The organism is Streptomyces deccanensis (assembly GCF_022385335.1).
GTDB classification, from domain to species: domain Bacteria; phylum Actinomycetota; class Actinomycetes; order Streptomycetales; family Streptomycetaceae; genus Streptomyces; species Streptomyces deccanensis.
Genome location: NZ_CP092431.1, coordinates 5332142 through 5352236, shown reverse-complemented (window position 1 = coordinate 5352236; position 20095 = coordinate 5332142). Strand labels below are relative to the sequence as shown.

Sequence of the window (20095 nt, the reverse complement as noted above, 5' to 3'; positions counted from 1 at the left end):
ATGGCTGAGATGCATGAGATCAGAACTGGTAGGCACTGTGCTTTCGTGATGCATGTGCACTTGGTCTTCGTGACCAAGTTCCGGCACAAGGTGTTCACCGATGCCCACTTGAGGCGCATGGAGGAGATCATGCGGTCGGTGTGTACGGACTTCGAGTGCGAGCTGGTGGAGTTCAACGGCGAAGACAACCACGTCCACCTGTTGGTGAACTTCCCGCCCAAGATCGCCGTCACCAAACTCGTCAACTCCCTCAAGGGTGTCTCCTCCCGCCGCCTGCGCCAGGAGTTCCCCGACCTGGTACGGCACTACTGGCGGGCCAACAAGCTCTGGTCCGGTTCCTACTTCGCCGGAACTGTCGGCGGCGCCCCGCTCTCCGTGGTCAGGCAGTACATCGAGCAGCAGAACCGGCCGGTATGAGCGGTATCCGGCTCCGCCGGATCTGATTCCGCGACGCTCCGCGTCGCCACCATCAGATTCGCTTCACCACCGGCCTGAAGGCCGATGCACTGCGAATTAATTCCGGTAGCGGTCACGTAGCGGTCAGACGTAGCGGTCAGAAGTACACGATCGGGCAGGCGCGGCGGATCGAGTGCTGGGCCGCGCGCAGGTACAGGGCGACGTAGAAGGCCATGTCGAGGTCGTCGGCCCAGGGGCCCGGGCGGGTCGCCGCCAGCCGCTTCGCCGGCCCGTCCAGGAACCACGTGGTCAGGTCGAGGTTGTCGCACATCTCCGGAACCTCGGCCGTCGGCAGCTCGACGGCCGCCGCGAGCCGCTCCGCCAGCGCCAGCACCTGAGGCGCGCCCGCGACCACGGTCTCGTCCGTGTAGCCGGACTCGACGTCGTCCAGCCGGATGTCCTCCTCCAGCGACAGGGGCACCAGCACGGTCCAGCCGAGCAGGGTCTCCGTCTCCTCGCGCGTGAGGTGGGCCTCGCACAGCGTGACGAACCCGTCCATCGGCGGGACCAGCTTCTCCTCGAAAGCCAGCCCCGAGCCGCGGACCAGGTCCGTGCGCCCAGGCACCGAGTCGTAGGGCGGCAGCCCGCGCCGCGCCAGCTCCTCGTTCAGCGCGGCGGCGACCCGCCCCCGTCCCTCCTCCTCGTCCTCCTCCGCGTCCTGGCCCTCACCGAACCAGTCCTCCGCGTCGACGCTCACCAGGTAGATGCCCATGGCCCGGAACGTACCGCGTGCCACTGACAGCGCGGGGGTGTAGCGGGCTACACCCCCGATCCGGGAGGGCACTCCCTCGTGGCGAGGCCGGCCGAACGGGATCGTGGAAGCACGAGGTCGAACGGACCTCACCCCTCCCCCCTCCTCTCCCCGAAGGGAAACTCCCATGAAGGCCCTGCTCGGCTCGAAGCCCGTCCTGTGGTTCCTGTTCCTGTTCAACCTGGTCGTCGCCGCGGTCGCCCCCTTGGTCGTCGACGGCGCGCAGGGCGTGGCCACCGCCGTCGGCATGGGCGTCGTCTCGCTCGGCCCGGGCGTCAGCCTGTTGCGGGGCCGAGGACAGCGACAGCACGCCTGAGCGCCAACGCCGACCGTGCCGACCGGTTCCGACCGTGCCGACCGTGCCGACCGTGCCGACCGTGCCGACGAGTCTCGGTGACGTGGGCCGTATGCGCGGAACCCCTGCCCGCCCCCACGCGTCCCTTCCGTTGTCCAGCTCACCGAGGCACCCCCCTGCGTCGGCCAGTCAACAGAGAGCGAATGACCACCGTGTTCATAGCCATCCTGTCCGTCGTCCTCCTGCTCGCCATCGGCGGCTGCGTCTGCGTCTACTGGACCGCCCGGGGCGATGCCCCGCGCTGGGCACGGGGCATCGCCAAGACCACCGAGGTCGCGAGCGAGCTGGCCCTCAAGGCGAACAGCAAGTCCCGCAGCGGCGGCGGGGACAACGACTAGGACGCGCCCGGCTTGTACGGCCAGGACCGCCCGCCCGCACAACTCCCGGACCCCCGAAGCGGTCGTTCTCAGTGACATCTCCCCCGTGGCGGGGCGGTGCAGGGGACTCCGAGGGGGACGCGTGGGAGTTGTCAGGGGCGGGGGAGCCGACGGCGCGGCGCATCAAATCGCCCATTTCCTAAGGGAGTTGACAGCCACAGAACCTGGGCGGAGGGCTGCCGCAGTCAAAGGGCTCGGGCGGGTGGGGCGTTGGGCTGCGGCGTACGAGGACGTGGTCGCCGGTGTGGCGGAGGCCGTCGTACGGGCCGCTCAGGACCCCGCCGCCGTGGTGCGGGCCGGGGCGGCGGACGCGCTCGGCCTGCTGGGGCACGTCGGAGGAGACGGCGCGGGCGCGGTGATCGTCGGTCTGATGGGGGACCCGGACGGCGGCGTACGGCGGCGCGCGTCGCTCGCGGCCGAACGGCTGGCGCTGGAGGGGCCGGACGTCGTCGGGGCGTTCCGGCGGCTGATGTCCGACGACTCGGACTGGCACCTGCGGCTCAACGGGCTGCTCGGGTTGGCCCGACGGGAGGGGAACCCCGAAACGGCGGTCCTCATACGGCTGTTGGGGGACAACGGCACCATGGTGTGGGGGCACGCGCGCATCGCCCTCTACGCGTCGCTGCGGGACCGGCGCGTACGGGAGCAGGTCCTGCACACCGCCCGGTACGGCCGGGGCATGTCCCGGGCGCGGGCCCTGGACATGCTGCCGTCGAAGGACCTGGCCCGGCTGCGCGGCTCGCTCCTCGACGGCCTGCGCGACGAGTGCCCCGGGGTCCGGGGCATGTCCGCGTCCAAGCTGCCCGACGACCGGCGCTCCCGCACGGCGGTCCTGTCCGCCCTGGCGGCCGAGACCGACGCGGAGGCCGCCCGGCAGATGCTCCACACCCTCGGGTGGTGGGGGGAGGAGCGGGCCGAACCGCTCGCGGTGCGCTGGCTGGACCACCCGGAGTCGGGGTCCACCGCTGTGTGGGCACTGGCCCGCATCGACACCTCGGCGGCCTGGGAGCTGATCAGGACGGTGGTCGTCTCCGGTCCCGGCCCCGGGCCCGGTCCCGGCCCCGGTCCCGAGCTGTGGCCCGGTCTCGGTCATCACGAGGTGCGGACGGCCGCCGCCAGGGCGCTGGGCGAGCGCCCGGACCCACGGACCACCGAACTACTGCTGCCGCTGCTGCGCGATCCCGACGAGCGGATACGGGCCGGAGCGGTGCGGGGGCTGATGCAGCTCGGGCAGCACGAACCGCGAGGCGCGGAGCAACAGGCGGAGCGGCGCGCGGTGGTCGAGGCGCTGCTCGGTCTCCTGACGACCGACGAGGCGATCCTCCACGACACCCGGAACGCGCTCAGCCACTACCCCGAGACCCTCCCCGCCGTACGGCGGTTGATCGACCACCCGTCCGACGAGGTCAGGGCGGTGGTCGTCTCCCTCCTGGACGTGGACGAGGACGGCGATGTGCGCCTCCTGCTCGGCCACCTCCACGATCCGTCGGAATCCGTGCGGTACCAGGCCCTGTACGGGATCAGCCGGTATGTGGACGCGTACGGCGAGCTGCCCGAGGCGGCCGACCGGGCAGGCCTGCTCGGCGAGTTGGAGGCACTCGCGCACGGTCCTCACTCCTCCGTCACCTCCTTCAACATCCGCCTGACGGCGGGCCGCATCCTCGACAAGCTGGAGAAGGAGGGGAAGGCCTGACCAGAACCTGGAACGGCCGGCTCGACGCGGTGGGCGTCGAGCCTGCCGTTCCAGGTGTCCGTCGGTAATTCCGGGCGTCCGTCGGCGATTCCAAGATGCCCGTCGGCGATCAGTCCGTGCCGGACTCCATCGCGGCGCGGTCCAGGAGGGCGTCCTCCTCGGAGACCTCGCCGCGCGAGGCGATGGCCTCGGCGCCGCCCTGCGGCAGCTCCGGCATGGTGCCGATCAGCCCGGTCGCGGCGGCCTGCGAGGCGCCGACCGTGGGGCTGCCGGTGCCGATCAGGCCGAGGCCCGCGTACTGCTCCAGCTTGGCGCGGGAGTCGGCGATGTCGAGGTTGCGCATGGTGAGCTGGCCGATCCGGTCGACCGGGCCGAACGCCGAGTCCTCGGTGCGCTCCATGGACAGCTTGTCCGGGTGGTACGAGAACGCCGGGCCCGTGGTGTCGAGGATCGAGTAGTCCTCGCCGCGCCGCAGGCGGAGGGTGACCTCGCCGGTGACCGCCGCGCCGACCCAGCGCTGCAGGGACTCCCGGATCATCAGGGCCTGCGGGTCCAGCCAGCGGCCCTCGTACATCAGGCGGCCGAGGCGACGGCCCTCGGAGTGGTACTGGGCGAGGGTGTCCTCGTTGTGGATGGCGTTGACGAGGCGCTCGTAGGCGGCGTGCAGGAGGGCCATGCCGGGCGCCTCGTAGATGCCGCGGCTCTTGGCCTCGATGATGCGGTTCTCGATCTGGTCGGACATGCCGAGGCCGTGGCGGCCGCCGATGGCGTTGGCCTCCATCACCAGGTCGACGGCGGAGGCGAACTCCTTGCCGTTGATGGTGACCGGGCGGCCCTGGTCGAAGCCGATCGTCACGTCCTCGGTGGCGATCTCGACGGACGGGTCCCAGAACCGGACGCCCATGATGGGCTCGACGGTCTCGACGCCGGTGTCCAGGTGCTCCAGGGTCTTCGCCTCGTGGGTGGCGCCCCAGATGTTGGCGTCGGTGGAGTACGCCTTCTCCGTGGAGTCCCGGTACGGCAGCTGGTGCGCGACCAGCCACTCGGACATCTCCTTGCGGCCACCGAGCTCGGTGACGAAGTCGGCGTCCAGCCAGGGCTTGTAGATGCGCAGGTGCGGGTTGGCGAGCAGGCCGTAGCGGTAGAACCGCTCGATGTCGTTGCCCTTGAAGGTCGAGCCGTCGCCCCAGATCTGGACGTCGTCCTCCAGCATCGCCCGGACCAGCAGCGTGCCGGTGACGGCACGGCCGAGGGGGGTGGTGTTGAAGTACGCCCGCCCGCCGGAGCGGATGTGGAACGCGCCGCAGGTCAGCGCGGCCAGGCCCTCCTCGACCAGCGCGGCGCGGCAGTCGACCAGGCGCGCGATCTCGGCACCGTAGGTCTTCGCGCGGCCGGGCACCGAGGCGATGTCGGGCTCGTCGTACTGGCCGATGTCAGCCGTGTAGGTGCAGGGGACGGCACCCTTGTCACGCATCCACGCGACGGCGACCGAGGTGTCGAGCCCGCCCGAGAAGGCGATGCCGACGCGCTCGCCGGCCGGAAGAGAGGTGAGGACCTTGGACATAGAAATTATTATGCATGGCAATGCATGATCATGCAAAGCCACCGTCCGGTGACGGCCCTCACGCCCGACACGATCCGTCCGCCGGTCCGTCCGCCGATCCGTCCACCGATCCGTCCGCCGGTCCGTCCGCGGGCCCCCTCACACGTCGAGTTCGGTGAAGAGGGTCAGCTGCAGGGCGCCGGGCGCTTCGAGGCGGGAGTTCAGCGAGTTCCAGGGGGTGCGGGTCGGCTCGGCGATCACCTCGGCGCCGGCCGCCGCCAGCCTCGCCGTGGTCGCGGTCGAGTCGTCCACCTCGAAGGCGACCCGGATGTGGCCGGCCACACGGCGGCCGACCTCCACCTCGTCGATGAACTCCGCGTGCTTCGGATCGGTGATCTCCAGCGTCGCCCGGCCCGCTTCGAGGATCGACACCCGCCCGCCGTCGGACGAGAACGCCGCCCGCTCGGGCAGCCCCAGCACATCGCGGTAGAAGTGCAGCGCGGCGTCGTAGTCGGCGGCGGTGACGACCAGCCGGAGTTCGCGGACGGGGGTGGCTTCGACGGGGGTGGCTTCGTCGGACATGACAGCTCCTGTGCGGATCGGGTCGGACGGAGAGGGAGGTCCGTCGGTATGCCGACGGACCTCCCTACGACATCACGTCAGCCAGGTGCCCGCCCCGCAGGCGGAGGCGGTGACCCACTGGTGGGACCTGATGTTGTCGTTCACGACCGCGCCGGACTGGTAGTAGTTGTCCGTGAGGTTGTCGGCCCACAGCTCTCCCGGAGCGAGGCAGACGTAGCCGAACTGGTACTGGTAGTCCTTCTCGGCGTAGAAGGCGACGACGTCCTTGCCCCCGACGAACCCGCTGTTCATCACGGAGGACGGTGCGAGGTGGTCCGGGGAGTTGAACACCCCCTCGTTCCCGCTGTCGCCCCAGAAGCGGTCGTTCCCCGGCGTCGTGCCGAGGAGGATGCCCTGGCAGCCCCAGTCCTGCCAGACCCTCAGGTTGCCGTCCCGGCTGTTCGGCCACTCCTCCCCGCAGACGCTCTCGTCCGCCGTCGCGGCGGACGCGGTCGGTGCCCCGAGTCCGAGGGAGGCCAGGGCGAGGACGACGGCGGCTATGGCTGATCTGCGCATGTGTACTCCTTGGTGTGGTCAGACCCGTGGGCCGACGATCTTCCGGGCGAGGTCCAGCGCCCGGTGCTGGAGCCGGGTGTACGTGTCGAGCGCTTCGCCGTAGCGGTCGCGCAGCTGGTCGAGGTAGTGGCTCTCGCGCTCCTCGCCGATGGAGCGGAGGTCCGCGTCCCGGGCGCAGGTCGCGTCGGCCACGGCGAGCTTCTTCTCCGCCTCGAAGACCCCGGGCTCGGTCACCCGGTCGGACCGCGCGATGGCCGCCCGACGGGAGGCGCCCGGGTCCGCGTAGTCGTGGCCCGCCCGCTTCATGCAGCGCGACCAGACGTCCAGCGCCGCCGAGAATCGGCGGTCGGCCAGCACCTTGGGTACGTAGAGCGACCGCAGGTGGCTGGTGACCTTCTCCGCGCGGAACCATTCCCGGGGGTCCCCGTACAGCTTCTTCTCGGACTCGGCCACGCAGCCGCCCAGGCGCTTGCGCACCGTGCCGCCGCCGCCGGGGATCTCGACGCTGATCATCGGCGCGTCGGTCCCGCCGTCGAGCGCCAGGTCGTAGGCGGTGCGGCGCTGTTCGGGGAGACGCTTGCGGTAGGCGAGGTTGGGGTTGGCGACGCGGGCGGCGGCCTCCTCGACCTGGAGGCGGCTGCCGTAGCCGTACGTGCGGGCCCAGTCGACGTCGTCCAGCACATAGCCGAGGGTGCGGCTCTCGGCCAGGCTGAGCCGCTCGGCCTCCCAGAACTCGAAGCCCTGCCGTCGCATGCAAGCACCGATCAGGCGTTGCTGCGCGTCCGCGATCCGCAGGTTCTCGGCGTCGGTCAACTGCCGTGCGGTGGCGGCCTCCTGACGTTCCGTGCTCGCCGGGGAGCCCTGGGCGGCGGCGCAGCCGCTGATGACGGCGGACACGAGGAGCAGGCTGATCGCGGCCTTGCGCATGACGTCCTCTCGCGTGGGGCGTGAAGGAGGGTGCGAGCGGAGGTCGGGTTCGGTTCTGGTGCGACCGGGCGCACGCCGTCAGCGTGATTGATCGGTGAACGAACGTGCCAGGACTTTCAGTGCTCTCCGAAAGGGGCACGTCACGGCCAGACACCGGCACGCCCGACACGCAAAGCGAGTACCAGCGCTCATAAGCACTCATACCGACGCCACGAACACCGGCCCGACACAGCCGGTGCGGGCGTCATCCAGACCACAGGGGGACACCGTGCTGAGCATCCACTTCACGACCGAGGACATGGGCAACACCCGTCTGGCCGCCGAGCCGGACGTGCTCTGGGAGGTGCTGCTGAGCCTGCACGCCCTGCAGAAGCGGCCCGGCACCAAGGAGTTCGGCCTGTGGCGCGAGCGGACCCGCGGCCGGCTGCTCGGCGGTACGGCGCACCTGACCCGCATGCTGTGCGAGCTGGCGCCGCCCGTGGGCTACTCGGCGGACTTCCTCACGCCGACCGCGGGCACCTCCTGCCTGGACGAAGCCCTCGACCACCTGCTCGCCACCCCCCGGACCCGGCTCCGCGCCGACCTCGGCGACCTCGCCCCCCGGCGCGCGCCGGACCCCCGGCTGGGTGCACTGGCCGCCGGTGACCCGGAGGTCCTCGGGACCCTCGGAGAAGCCGTCCGGAGGTACCACCGCACAGCTCTGGCCCCCTACTGGCGGGCCGTCCGCGCCCAGTTGGAGGCCGACCGGGCCACTCGTCTGCACGCCCTGGCCACGGGAGGCGTCGCACGGCTGCTCACCCATCTGCACCCGCAGGCGCGCTGGCGGCCGCCCGTGCTCGAACTCCCCTACCCCGTGGACCAGGACCTCTTCCTCAACGGCCGAGGCCTGGTGCTCCTGCCGTCGTTCTTCTGCTTCGGCGCCCCCATCACGCTCAAGAACCCCGACACGGCTCCGGTGCTGGTCTATCCCGTCGTACGCGGCCGGGGCTGGGCGGAGGGAGGCACCGCGGGGGACGAGCCGGTCCCCCGCCCGTTGGCGGCGCTGCTGGGCCGCACCCGGGCGACGGTCATGCATCTGCTCGTGCACGGCAGCACCACCGGTGAACTGGCCCGTCGCGCGGACATCTCCGCGGCGTCGGCGAGCCAGCACGCCACCGTGCTGCGCCAGGCCGGGCTGGTGTCCACCCGCAGACAGGGCAACACCGTGCGGCACGTGCTCTCCCCGCTCGGCGCCGAGCTCCTCAACTCCCCGCGCGGGCCCCACTGACGCGGAGGAGGCCGTCCGGCAGGACGACCCCCGTCCCCGCCAGGTGGCGCAGGGCCGACGCGATGGAGTGGCAGTCGAAGAGGGCCGAGTGTTCGGCGCCCGGGGTGCCGGGCCGGGGGAGGCCCAGGGCCTGCCAGAGGCGGCCCGAGTTGACGCCGGTCGTCACCGGGGCGACGGCGTTCACCCACGGCCGGACGTTGAGGAAGCCCGGGGCGAGCACGCGGTGCTCGATCGTCTCGCCCCGGGCCCGGGCCCAGCCGATGTTCTCGCCGAGGACGAGCATGTCGTTGCCGTAGGACAGGACCGACCCGCCCCGGCAGAAGGCGAGGAAGTCGTCGAGGGCCCGGGCCGGCGCCAGGCCGTCCCGGTCCACGTCACCCTGGTCGATGCCGGTGAGGGTGGTGAAGAACGGCGAGAGCCGGGGGTTCACCACCGGGCGGACCAGCGTCTCGTACTCCTCGACGACGGCGTACTCCTCATTCACCCGCACCGCGCCGATCTGCACGATCTCGCGCAGTTGGCCGGGGGCCGACCAGTCCTGCTCCATGGCCCCGGGCCAGGTCGTGAACTCCAGGTCGAAGATGACGAAGGTGGGCAAGACGCTGTGCTCCCTGCGGTGCGAGGACGGCTACGGAAGCGTCCTACCCAGCAGACCGTCCGGCAGGAACCGCCACGCGTCCCCCGCCGCCAGCCGCGACTTCGTCCCGGCCCCCGAACCCGAACCCGGCTCCTCCGGCGTCGGGCACAACGCCCCGAAGACGTGTCGCTCGATCGCGTCGTCGATCGGGCTCGGCTCCAGCGCCGTGCCGTCCGCGTTGAGGCGCTGGTACTTCATCAGGTTCCAGCCCATGGAGACCTGTCGGTCGCCGTCCGCGCTGGTGAGGCTGATGGTGCCCGCGCCGAAGACCCCGCCGTCGTGGCCCCAGAACCGCCCGCAGCCGGGCACGTCGAGGGTGTAGATGCCGAGGCCGTAGTCGATCGCGGCGCCCGGGGCGATCTCCACCGGGACCGTGCGCCGCATCTCGTCGAGCGACGAGCGGCGGACCAGGTCACCGGTGAGCAGCTGCCGGTAGAAGCGGTTGAGGTCGTCCGTCGTGGAGACGATCGCGCCGGCCGTGTACGCCCAGGACATGTCGTAGACGCTGTAGTCGCGGGGCGGGTCGATGAGCCCGTAGAACGACTCGTACATCCGCGAGTGCGGGCCCTTGATGTACGCGGTGCGCGGGTACGAGGTGTGGCGCAGCCCGGCGCGGTCGATGACGTTGCGGGTGATGTACGTCGACGCCTTCTGGCCGGTGACCTTCTCCAGGATCAGGCCGGCCACGACGTAGTTGGTGTTGGAGTACCTGCCCGGCTGGGCGCCGGGGCGCCCGGTGGTGGGGGCCGCGAGACCCAGCCGTACCAGCTCGCGGGGGCCGATCGAGCGGAAGCGGTGCTCGTCGAGGCTGGTGGTGGAGTTCTGGGCGAGGGAGGGGAAGGCGCCGAGGACGTAGTCGCCTATGTGGCTGGTGTGGTTGAGGAGCATCCGTACGGTGACGGCGTCCCCGCGCTCCCGGGCGTCCCCGTCGGTGCCGGTGCCCTCGAACAGCTCGGGGACGTAGTCCGTGACCGGGGCGTCGAGGCGGATCCGGCCACGCTCCACCTGCTGCATGATCGCCACGGCCGTGAACGTCTTGCTGATGCTGCCGACGCGGTGCCGCATGTTCGGGGTGACCTCGCGGCCGGTGTCCACGTCGGCCAGCCCGGCCGCGCCGCTCCAGCGCTCCCGGCCGTCCCGCACGGACGCGTACGTGCCGTACATCCCGGCCTCGCGCACCGCGCCGAGCGTCTCCCCCAACTCGCCCCGGTCCAGCCGCTCCCCCGCCGCCGCCGGCCCGGCCGCCTCGGCGGCGGGTACCGCCGCACCCAGCAGAAGTGTGGTCCCCAACACGGTCCCGACGAGACGTTGCCCACGCACGACGTGCCCCCCTCGATCCTGACGCTCCAACGGCCCCGGACGGTCAACTCCGTTGCCCTGCCAGGTAATTGTCACGACCAACCGGTGCGCACTACATCCTTCTCGCGGACGATCACTCTCACAGCGGGGCCATGACATCTGTCATGGCCCCGCCGCACATCGCTGGACGAAGGGTGTCAGAGGCCGTACCGGGACTTCATGTGGCGCCAGAAGTCTCGGAACATCCACTTGTCGAACTCGGTGATCTGGGTGGCGCTGCCCGCCTTCATGAGGAAGCAGCACTGGCCGGTCGGGGTCCAGTCGTAGAAGTCGTCGAGGCCGAAGGTGTGGCCGACCTCGTGCAGATAGATGTGGATGTTCTCCTGGTTCAGGGCGCCGGTGAAGTAGGAGCGGCCCATGCGCTGGCCCCAGTCGCCGCCGGCGCCGCCGCCGAAGCCCTCGGTGAGCCAGAGGGACTGGTCGTAGTGGCGGGCGGCGCCGCCGGGACAGCGGGAGTAGTTGCCGTCCTGGTGGAAGAAGCGGCCGCAGTCGGGGTTGCACTGCGGGGCGCCCGCGCCGTCCAGCATGTTGGTGTAGATGTCGACGGAGTTGTCGCTCCACTGGAGGGTCGAGCGGTTCCTCACCGCCCAGCCGACGATGTTGACGGGGACGTTGGTGTACGGCCAGGCGTTGTGGCCGGCGCCGTTGTCGACCATCGCCGCCATCCACTTGCCGAACTGCTTCTTCAGCGCGGCGTGGATCTGGTCGCGCAGGGCGACGCTGACCGGCTGGTCCGACTCCCAGCGGACGCAGTAGTTGACGCTTCCGCGGTTGGCCATGATCTGGTCCCAGCCGTAGTTGCGGAAGCCGTAGAGGTTGCCGTAGGTCGACTCGACGTGGTTCCAGACCTCGTTCAGGGGCTGGACCAGGTGCGAGGGCGGGTTCCAGGCGGCGGGCGCGGCGGCGACCGCGGCGGCCACCGCCCGGTCCTGGGCCTGTTCCCGGACCTGTTCCTGTGCCGCTCGGTCGTTGGCCGCCTGCGCGACGGACGGGGTGGCCAGACCGGGCGCGAGCAGCACGGTCAGGACCGCGGCGAGCACGGTGAGCAGTCTTGCGATGCGGGTGCGCTTGATGTGCATGGTGAACTCCCTTGTGGGGGCGGGATTTCACGTACCTTCACTTCACCCTGTGGTCGCCGCCGGCAACTCGCGGGTTGCCGCGCGGCCCGAACCCTTTCCTACGCGCGCCGCAGCGCCACGATCCGCATGCCGCCCGGGCCGGCCCCCTCCCGTGTCGGACGCAGCCCGGCGACCCGGAACCGCTCCATGACCCACGCGTGGGAGAGCCGCAGTTTCCGGTAACTGTGCGCGCGCATGGCCCAGTCGCCGCCGGAGCCGTCCCGGCTGTGGACCACGTCGTGCACGACGACCGTGTAGTCGTCGAAGTCACCCGGGTACTCCAGGAAGCAGGTCATGATCCGGTCCTCGGTGGCGCGGACCGGGAGGAAGCGGTCCGTGCCGGTCAGCGGGACCGTCAGGTCGCGGTAGCCGAAGAGGGCCGTCCCGTCGGGCGCGAGGGCGTCGGCGACATCGGCGAACAGCGCGGCCACGTCCGCTCTCGTCGGCAGATGGGTCAGCGTGTCACCGAGACAGACGACCGCCGCCGCCGAACCCGGCCGCACCAGCTCAGGCAGCGCCGTCCGCACATCCGCCCGCACGGGACGCACGGCGGGCAACCCGGCCGCGTGTACCGCGAGTTCGTCGAGCAACGGCTCGCTCAGGTCGACGGCTAGCACGGAGTCGAAGCCCACCCCGGCCAGCGCGAGACTCGTCTGCCCCGGACCGCACCCCAGATCCACGGCCAGGGCACCGGCCCCGAGTCCGGACCCGGCCGAGTGCTCAGCCGCTCCGTCCCGTACGGGAACCACACCCCACTCCGCCAGGAACGCGCGCTGGGCCTCGGCGAGCGCCGGCAGATCACCACCGAGCATCCACGTGTAGTGCTCGGCGAGGAACCGGTCATAGTGATCGACCGCCGTCGAGGCGGTCGCGGCTGTCTTGTCGATCGCGTCGATGGTGTCGACGGTGTCGGTCGCGGCGGTCGTCATGCGGCACGTCTCCCCTTCACATCCGGCGGGCGAAGGGAAATCTAGAGCGGGATACGGCGCTACGGACGCTCCGCCGAACCATATTCGCCCCGCCCAGGAAAATGACGGCCATGGACGACATTGATTCGGTGATCCTCGGTCATCTGCAACGCGATGCACGGCTCACCAACCGGGAGTTGGCCCGCCTCGCAGGCATCGCCCCCTCCACCTGCCTGGAACGGGTCCGAGCCTTACGGTCGCGCGGCGTGATCACCGGCTACCACGCCGCCGTACAACCGCGCCTGCTCGGCCGCTCCCTCCAGGCCCTCGTGTTCGCCCGGCTGCGCCCGCTGAGCCGCGACGTGATCTCCGGCTTCGAGGCGTATCTGGCCCAACTCCCCGAGGTGGTCTCCGTCTTCGTGGTCTCCGGCGACGACGACTTCGTCGTCCACGTGGCCGTACCGGACATCGAGCGCCTGCACGCCTTCCTCATGGACCGCTTCAGCGCCCGCCGGGAGGTGGTGAGTTTCCGCAGCTCGGTGATCTACCAGCAGACGAACGTACGGGTCATGACACCCCTGGACGGCCAGGAGCCCGGCGCCACGGGAAGGTAGGTCACCACTCATGGCCGCCGCCCGGACTCGTCCCTCTCGCCCTCCCCCGCCTCACCGAACCGCGCCAGCGCCACCCCACCCCCCACACAGCCCACGAACCCGACCACCGCCAGCCACCCGTACCCCTCGCGGGTGGTGTCGCCGAGCCACACCACCCCGAAGACCCCGGGCCACACGGTCTCGCAGATCACCATCGCCGCCGTCGCCGCCGTGACCGAGCCGGACTGGAGGGCCTGGACGAGGAGGAGGTAGCCGCCGAGACCGGAGACGACGACGGCGTACGCGGCGGGGTTGCCGAACACCTCCGGCACCGTCGCGTCGGGCAGCAGGCGTACGGCGATCGCGGTGAGGCCGAAGGCGAGGCCCGCCGCCGCCCCGAGGACGACGGTACGGCCCCGCCGCAACCGGCCGCCCAGCACCCACCCCGCCCCCACCACCAGCACCGACGCCGCCAGCATCGCGACCCGCAGGGGGGTGTCCCCGTCACCGGGCCCGTCGTGCCCGGCGGACACCGCGAGCGTCACCAGGCCGAGGCACACCACGAGGACGGCGGCCCATTCGGCACGGCGCGGCCTCAGCCCCAGTACGACTGTGCCGACGACCGCCGTGACCGCCAGCGAGGCGGCGACGAACGCCTCCACCAGGAACAGCGGCACCAGTAGCAACGCCCCGACCTGTGCCGCGAACCCGAGCGTGTCCAGGCCGGCGCCCGCGAGGAACGGCCAGCCCCGCAGCGCCCTCGCCACGACCCGCCCCCGGGTACGCCCTCCCTCGGCCGCCGCCCGCCGCGCCCCCAGCGCCTGCAGCACCGTCGCCGTACCCATGCACACGGCCGCGCACAACGCCAGCACCACACCCGCCACCATGGGGGCACCGTAGGCCGCCCGCCCGGTGGCGTCACGCTCCCACCCTCACGACCGCACAAAGTCCGACAGAGTTATTGATCCGCTTCTGTTCGAAGTCCTAGTGTGGGCCCGGTTTTCAACAACATCAGACAAAAATCGGACCGCATCCGACGCTCCTCGTCCCACACGTCACTCCGTACGTGCACCCCCCGCACGTCACTCCGTACGTGCACCCCCCGTCACCGCGAGGAAGGCCCCGGCAATGCAGCACCCGCACCCGCAACCGCCTCCGCAGCCGCACACCGGCACCCCCGCAGTCCGCCCCGTCGTGAGCCGCCGCCGGCTGCTGGAGGGCGGCGCCGCCGTCCTCGGCGCCCTGGCCCTCTCCGGCGGCGACGCGTACGCCGCCCCCCGCACCGGGACAGCCGCCGCCGACAGCCCCGAGTGGTCCGGCAACATGGCCCTCTTCCAGGTCGGCGCGGAACCGCCGCACACCACCCTCATGCCGTACGCGGACGTCAGACAGGCTCTCGCCGCCGACCGCACCCGCTCCCCGTACCGGCTGAGCCTCGACGGGACGTGGAAGTTCGCGTACGTGGACCGGCCGGGCGACCGGGACGAGGACTTCTACAGGACGGACGTCGACGACAGCGACTGGGACACCATCCCGGTCCCCTCCAACTGGCAGCTGCACGGCTACGACTTCCCTATCTACATCAACATCACCTACCCGTGGTGGGGGCCCAACGGCCTCGGCGAGGAGTCCCAGCCGCCGACCGCGCCGACCCGCTACAACCCCGTGGGCCAGTACCGCCGTTCCTTCCAGCTCCCCAAGGACTGGACGGCCGGCGACCGCCGTACCTTCCTGCACTTCGAGGGCGTCAAGTCGGCCCACTACGTGTGGATCAACGGCCACCTCGTCGGCTACCACGAGGACTCGTACGACCCGGCCGAGTACGACATCACCCGGCACCTCAAGCCGGGGAGGAACCAGATAGCCGTCGAGGTCTACCGCTACTCGGACGGCGACTGGCTGGAGGACCAGGACATGATCCGGCTGAGCGGTATCTTCCGCTCGGTCTACCTCTACTCCACGCCCGCCGTGCACCTGCGCGACTTCAAGCTGGACACCCCGCTCAGCGACGGCTACACGGCCGCCGAGCTGTCCGTCACCGCGAGCGTGCGCGCGTACGCGGCCGGGCACGGGGGGTCGTACTCGGTCGAGACGCAGCTCTACGACGCCCGGGGGCACGCCGTCTGGTCGCGGCCCCTCGTGCAGTCCGTCGCCGTCGGCGCCTCCACGACCGGCGAGGACGTGACCGTCCAGGCGCAGAAGTCCGTCCCCTCGCCCGAGCTGTGGTCGGCCGAACACCCCACCCTCTACACGGCCGTGCTCCGGCTGCGCGACCCGCGCGGCAAGGTCGTCGAGACCCTCTCCCATCGCGTCGGCCTGCGCGAGTTCGCGCTCAAGGACGGGCTGATGCGGATCAACGGCAAGCCGGTCTCCTTCCGGGGCACCAACCGCCACGAGATGCACCCCGACCGGGGCATGGCGCTCACCCGCGCCGACATGGTCCAGGACATGGGCATCATCAAGCGGCTCAACATCAACACCGTCCGCACCTCGCACTACCCCAACAACCCGCTCTGGTACGAACTGGCGGACGAGTACGGCCTCTACCTCGTCGACGAGACGAACCTGGAGACCCACGGCATCCGCGACCGCTACCCCGGCAACCACGCCGAGTGGACGACGGCCTGCGTGGCCCGCGCCCGCGCCATGGTCCACCGCGACAAGAACCACGCCTCCGTCGTCATCTGGTCCCTCGGCAACGAGGCGGGCGGCGGCTCCACCTTCGTCGCCATGCGCGACTGGATCGAGTCCTACGACCCGACCCGCGTCATCCAGTACGAGGGCGACGACCGGCCGACGATCAGCCAGATCCGCTCGGAGATGTACGACAGCCCGCAGCGGGTCGAGCAGCGGGCGAAGGACACCTCCGACACCCGGCCGTACGTGATGATCGAGTACTCGCACTCCATGGGGAACTCGACCGGCAACTTCAAGAAGTACTGGGACCTCATCCGGCGCTACCCGGTCCTCCAGGGCGGCTGGATCTGGGACTTCGTCGACCAGTCGCTGACCTGGCCGGTGCCGAGGCTGAGGGTCTTCACGGACGCCGGTCCGAGCGCGCTGAAGGGCCAACTCCTCACCGCCGCAGGAACGTTCAGCCGGGAGAAGGGGATCTCCGGTGCCACCGGCTTCACCCGCGACCCGGCCCTCGACCTCACCGGCTCGCTGACCCTGGAGGCGTGGATCACCCCGCACGTCACCGGCGGCCACCAGCCGCTCGTCGCCAAGGGCGACACGCAGTACGCGCTGAAGCAGACCAACAACAGCGTCGAGTTCTTCATCTACGGCGGCGGCCAGTGGGTCAGCGTGAGCTGGGGCCTCCCGGCGGACGGCTGGACCGGCCGCGAACACCATGTCGCCGGGGTCTTCGACGCCGAGGCCGGGTCCCTCACCCTCTACGTCGACGGCGAGGTGAAGGCCACCCGCACCACGACCCGGCGGCCCAGCGTCAACACGGCACCCCTCTCCCTCGGCACGGACACGGACAACCCGACGCGCGAGTTCAGCGGCACGATCCGGCGGGCGGGTGTGTACGCGCGCGCCCTGAGCGGGGCCGAACTGGCCTCCGGGGGGCGGGGGCCGGGCGACGAGGGCGTGCGGTTCTGGTTCGACGCGGCGACGGTGAAGGTGGCGGAGCGGGAGCGGGAGGGCTTCGCGAAGGAACGTTCGTTTTTCGCGTACGGCGGTGACTGGGGCGACAACCCCAACGACGGCGCCTTCGTCGCGGACGGCATCGTCAAGGCCGACCGGGGCCACACCGGCAAGGCGGCCGAGGTCAAACGCATCTACCAGGCGATCCACGCGACCCCGGCCACGGGCGCCGCGACCGATGCCCTGACCTCGAAGAAGATCACCCTCACCAACGAGTACCTGTTCACCAACCTCCGTGAATTCGACGGCAGTTGGACCCTGTCGGCGGACGGGAAGGAGATCCAGCGGGGCCGCCTCACCCGCGCCCAACTCGACGTCGCCCCCCTCTCCACCAAGGACATCACCGTCCCCTTCCGCCTCCCCTCCTCCCCCGCGCCCGGCACCGAGTACTTCCTCGAACTCTCCTTCACCACCAAGGAGCGCACCCCCTGGGCGAAGTCCGGCTTCGAGGTGGCCCGGCAGCAGCTGCCGGTGGACGCGGGCAGCCCGGCGGTGACACCGGTCCCCCTGGCTTCCGTCCCGAAGCTGACGTACAAGGACGGCCCGAACGAGATCACCGTCACCGGCAAGGGCGTGCAGGGGCGCGGCTTCTCGGTCACCGTGGACCGTGCCACCGGGACGATCACCTCCTACCGCTCGGCCGGCACCCGCCTGCTCACCTCCGGCCCCACCCCCAACTTCTGGCGGGCCCCCACCGACAACGACAACGGCAACGGGCAGCACACCCGCAACCAGACCTGGCGGGACGCGGGCACGAACCGCAAGGTGACCGACGTGACGGTCCGTGCCCTGGGCACCGACCGGGCCGTGGAGATCAAGGTCACCGGCACCCTGCCGACGACGACCGAGTCGTCGTACACCACCACCTACACCGTCTTCGGCAACGGCGAGATCAAGGTCGACAACACCCTGCACCCGGGCGCGGCCTCCCTCCCGTACATCCCTGAGGTGGGCACCCTCCTCCACCTCCCGCGCCGCCTGGACCGCCTCCACTACTACGGCCGCGGCCCGGAGGAGAACCACTGGGACCGCAACAACGGCACCGACGTCGGCCTCTACTCGGGCAGCGTCGCCGACCAGTGGTCCGGCTACATCCGCCCCCAGGAGAACGGCAACAAGACCGACATCCGCTGGGCCGCCCTGACCGACCGCGACGGCGAGGGCCTGCTGATCGCGGGCGACTCCCTACTCGAGGTCAACGCCTCCTACTTCACCCCGGAGGACCTCTCGACCGGCCTCCGCCACGACTACCACCTCACCCCCCGCGACACGGTCGTCCTCCGCGTCAACCACCGCCAGATGGGCGTCGGCGGCGACAACAGCTGGGGCGCCCACACCCACGACGAGTACAAACTCTTCGCCAGCCGCGACTACACGTACACGTACCGGCTCCGCCCGCTGACGGACGTGGCCGCCGCGACGAAGCTGTCTCGGAGGCCGACGGCGACGGATTAGCCGCCCTGCGGGTGCCCACGCGGCGGCCGACGTGAGGACCGCCGCCAACGGCGCGACGCTCGACCGGGTTCCCCCGGCCGAGCGTCGCGCCGTTCACTGTCCGTCACCAGGCTGGTTCACCAGGTTCGGGCTCGGTGCGGGGCCCGGGAGCCGGGTGCTCCGGGACGTACCGAGGCCGAGGCCCACCGCGTGGCCGTAGGCATCACCCTGCCGGTGTCAGCTGCAGTTGCGGGACGTGTACGAGGCGTACCGGATCGGGGTCCCGTTGTCGTTGTCCGAGCCCTCCCAGAAGCCGTACCTCCCGGCACCGGACCGGGTGATGTAGAAGTGGTGCGTGGGCCCGTTGTAGTGCATCCACAGGGTGCCTGACTCGCTGCCGTCGTAGTGCACCAGCCGCCTGCCGTCCAGGTAGCCGAAGGTGTCGGGCCCGACGATGCCGTCGACGTCCTCCAGCTTCCAGCGTCGCTGCAGGTCCATCGTCGCGTGCCGGGTGTTCTCCCCGAAGACGCCGTCGATGTCGGAGGCGTCGAAGTCGGTGCCGTTCTGCTCGCTGGCCCCCTCCGCCCAGAGGATCTGCTGCCACAGGCATGTGGCGTTGGATCGGGTGTTGCTGTTCATGGAGAGTGGGCCCTCGTCCCCCCAGTCGTTGTCGAAGTCACCGCCTCCGCTGACAAAACCGTCCGAGACGCTCGCGGAGGCCGGGGAGGCGCTCAACCCCAGGACGGCCACCGTGGCGGCACCGATCACGGCCGAGATCACTCGCTGACGAAAAGACATGGCTCCCCCTGGGAATGTGATGGCAGGTCCGGCGCCAAGTCTTGGAGGACTCGGGGTGGGAGGGAACCTGGAAACTCTCAGGTTGCGCGTCGCTCGTTGCCGTCGTCACCCACGACCCGGGGAGCGGCCACGGGTGAGGGGTGCGCCGGACGGCCCGCGGACACCCGGTGCCGGTCAGCGCAGCAGCAGGTCGATCACCCCCGTCAGGTCCTCCTCTGCGGTGCCCTCGGCCAGGCGACGACGCATCAACGCGAAGTAGGGGGTGAGGAGTTCGGGGCTGACGCCCTGTTGCTCGGCGGTGGTGAGGAAGGTCGGGGTGCCGGCCACCTGCATGGCCAGGTTGGAGACGACGCCTCGCGTGTAGTCACCGCTCCGCAGTTGCTCGGCGGTCTGGTGCACCGCCGGGGCCATCGCGGCGAGCCAGTCCGCGAGCAGCGGGGCGAAGGACGCCGGGTCGATGTCCTCCTTGCGGATCAGGGCGAAGGCGTGCGCGGCGCCGGCGAACATGCCGTACATCGCGCTGAGGAGGGCCACGTCGTGCAGGGCCGCGAAGCCCGCGTCCTCGCCGACGTAGGTGGTGCCGACCGGGACGGCCAGGGCGGCCCGGTGCTGGTCGAACAGCTGCCGCGAGCCGCTGTAGAACACGTAGCCCCCGGCCTCGGGGACGCCGACCATCGGCGGGACGGCCATGATGCCGCCGTCCAGGTAACGGGCGCCCCGAGCCTCGGCCCACTCGGCGCGGGCGCGGGCCTGGGCGGGGGTCGTCGTGGTCAGGTTCACCAGGTCGCGGCCGGTGAGGTCGGCATCGGCCAGTGCCTCCTCCACGGAGGCGTCGTCCAACAGGCAGACGACGACCAGGGTGTTCGCGGCGACCGCCTCGGCGGCGCTGTCCGCGACCCGCGCGCCCTCGGCGGCGAGCACCGCGGAGCGGGCCGGTGTGCGGTTCCAGACGGTGAGCGGATGGCCTGCGGCCCGCCACGCACGGGCCAACGCGGTGCCCATCGCGCCGAGGCCCAGCAAGGTGACGGCGGTCTTCTCGGAAGGATTCTGTGTCATGCCGAACAGGCTGGTCACGGGCGCGAAAGTGATCA

19 protein-coding genes are annotated in these 20095 nt (G+C 70.9%); 7 read left to right on the top strand and 12 right to left on the bottom strand.

From position 1 onward, the window contains the following. The gene (tnpA, locus tag L3078_RS23855; RefSeq protein WP_239755992.1) at positions 1 to 417 is read left to right on the top strand and encodes an IS200/IS605 family transposase; all 417 of its coding nucleotides are present in this window, start codon (positions 1 to 3) and stop codon (positions 415 to 417) included. Positions 418 to 553: 136 nt separating this feature from the next. On the opposite strand, the gene L3078_RS23850 is transcribed toward tnpA, so the two are convergent. Then, a complete protein-coding gene (locus L3078_RS23850) occupies positions 554 to 1168 on the bottom strand; it encodes a hypothetical protein (RefSeq protein ID WP_239755991.1) in 615 nt (204 codons plus the stop codon). A gap of 166 nt (positions 1169 to 1334) precedes the next feature. Between L3078_RS23850 and L3078_RS23845 the strand changes: the two genes are divergently transcribed. The 3 genes from L3078_RS23845 (at position 1335) to L3078_RS23835 (ending at position 3632) form a co-directional block, all read left to right on the top strand. Further along, positions 1335 to 1523, top strand: a complete 189-nt coding sequence (locus L3078_RS23845; RefSeq protein WP_239755990.1) for a hypothetical protein — start codon at positions 1335 to 1337, stop codon at positions 1521 to 1523. Between the two features lie 182 nt (positions 1524 to 1705). After that, a complete protein-coding gene (locus tag L3078_RS23840) occupies positions 1706 to 1900 on the top strand; it encodes a hypothetical protein (RefSeq protein ID WP_239755989.1) in 195 nt (64 codons plus the stop codon). Positions 1901 to 1985: 85 nt separating this feature from the next. Next, positions 1986 to 3632, top strand: a complete 1647-nt coding sequence (locus tag L3078_RS23835; RefSeq protein ID WP_338059519.1) for a HEAT repeat domain-containing protein — start codon at positions 1986 to 1988, stop codon at positions 3630 to 3632. 109 nt (positions 3633 to 3741) lie between these two features. On the opposite strand, the gene argG is transcribed toward L3078_RS23835, so the two are convergent. From argG to L3078_RS23815, 4 genes are all read right to left on the bottom strand, one after another. Beyond that, complete coding sequence (argG, locus tag L3078_RS23830; protein ID WP_239755987.1) at positions 3742 to 5196, bottom strand: argininosuccinate synthase; 1455 nt, start codon at positions 5194 to 5196, stop codon at positions 3742 to 3744. A 138-nt stretch (positions 5197 to 5334) separates the two neighbouring features. Continuing rightward, complete coding sequence (locus tag L3078_RS23825) at positions 5335 to 5757, bottom strand: VOC family protein (protein ID WP_239755986.1); 423 nt, start codon at positions 5755 to 5757, stop codon at positions 5335 to 5337. A gap of 72 nt (positions 5758 to 5829) precedes the next feature. Continuing rightward, positions 5830 to 6312 carry a hypothetical protein gene (locus L3078_RS23820; protein WP_239755985.1) on the bottom strand — a complete coding sequence of 161 codons (483 nt, stop codon included), beginning with the start codon at positions 6310 to 6312 and terminating at the stop codon, positions 5830 to 5832. An 18-nt stretch (positions 6313 to 6330) separates the two neighbouring features. Further along, a complete protein-coding gene (locus L3078_RS23815) occupies positions 6331 to 7239 on the bottom strand; it encodes a hypothetical protein (protein ID WP_239755984.1) in 909 nt (302 codons plus the stop codon). Positions 7240 to 7507: 268 nt separating this feature from the next. Here L3078_RS23815 and L3078_RS23810 point away from each other — a divergent pair, with 268 nt between their 5' ends. Continuing rightward, positions 7508 to 8506, top strand: a complete 999-nt coding sequence (locus L3078_RS23810; RefSeq protein ID WP_239755983.1) for an ArsR/SmtB family transcription factor — start codon at positions 7508 to 7510, stop codon at positions 8504 to 8506. Here the strand turns inward: L3078_RS23810 and L3078_RS23805 are convergent. The 4 genes from L3078_RS23805 to L3078_RS23790 all read right to left on the bottom strand — a co-directional run bounded on the left by L3078_RS23805 (position 8481) and on the right by L3078_RS23790 (position 12549). Continuing rightward, the gene (locus L3078_RS23805; RefSeq protein WP_239755982.1) at positions 8481 to 9104 is read right to left on the bottom strand and encodes a 3'-5' exonuclease; all 624 of its coding nucleotides are present in this window, start codon (positions 9102 to 9104) and stop codon (positions 8481 to 8483) included. The genes L3078_RS23810 and L3078_RS23805 overlap by 26 nt on opposite strands. A 30-nt stretch (positions 9105 to 9134) precedes the next feature. Further along, positions 9135 to 10463 (bottom strand): serine hydrolase domain-containing protein, encoded by a 1329-nt coding sequence (locus L3078_RS23800; RefSeq protein ID WP_239755981.1) that lies wholly within the window; start codon positions 10461 to 10463, stop codon positions 9135 to 9137. A gap of 176 nt (positions 10464 to 10639) precedes the next feature. After that, positions 10640 to 11581 (bottom strand): hypothetical protein, encoded by a 942-nt coding sequence (locus tag L3078_RS23795; RefSeq protein WP_239755980.1) that lies wholly within the window; start codon positions 11579 to 11581, stop codon positions 10640 to 10642. 98 nt (positions 11582 to 11679) lie between these two features. Further along, positions 11680 to 12549, bottom strand: a complete 870-nt coding sequence (locus L3078_RS23790) for a class I SAM-dependent methyltransferase (protein WP_239755979.1) — start codon at positions 12547 to 12549, stop codon at positions 11680 to 11682. 110 nt (positions 12550 to 12659) lie between these two features. On the opposite strand from L3078_RS23790, the gene L3078_RS23785 reads away from it, so the two are divergent. Continuing rightward, positions 12660 to 13142, top strand: a complete 483-nt coding sequence (locus L3078_RS23785; protein WP_239755978.1) for an Lrp/AsnC family transcriptional regulator — start codon at positions 12660 to 12662, stop codon at positions 13140 to 13142. An 8-nt stretch (positions 13143 to 13150) separates the two neighbouring features. On the opposite strand, the gene L3078_RS23780 is transcribed toward L3078_RS23785, so the two are convergent. After that, positions 13151 to 14008 (bottom strand): DMT family protein, encoded by an 858-nt coding sequence (locus tag L3078_RS23780; RefSeq protein WP_239755977.1) that lies wholly within the window; start codon positions 14006 to 14008, stop codon positions 13151 to 13153. Between the two features lie 241 nt (positions 14009 to 14249). Here L3078_RS23780 and L3078_RS23775 point away from each other — a divergent pair, with 241 nt between their 5' ends. Continuing rightward, a complete protein-coding gene (locus tag L3078_RS23775) occupies positions 14250 to 18227 on the top strand; it encodes a glycoside hydrolase family 2 TIM barrel-domain containing protein (RefSeq protein ID WP_239755976.1) in 3978 nt (1325 codons plus the stop codon). Positions 18228 to 18443: 216 nt separating this feature from the next. On the opposite strand, the gene L3078_RS23770 is transcribed toward L3078_RS23775, so the two are convergent. Together L3078_RS23770 and L3078_RS23765 are read right to left on the bottom strand one after the other, a co-directional pair. Next, positions 18444 to 19004: a peptidoglycan-binding domain-containing protein gene (locus L3078_RS23770; RefSeq protein WP_239755975.1), complete on the bottom strand. Its 561-nt coding sequence runs from the start codon at positions 19002 to 19004 to the stop codon at positions 18444 to 18446. A gap of 174 nt (positions 19005 to 19178) precedes the next feature. After that, entirely contained in the window at positions 19179 to 20060 is an 882-nt protein-coding gene (locus tag L3078_RS23765; RefSeq protein ID WP_239755974.1) for an NAD(P)-dependent oxidoreductase, read from the bottom strand. Positions 20061 to 20095: the final 35 nt, after the last annotated feature.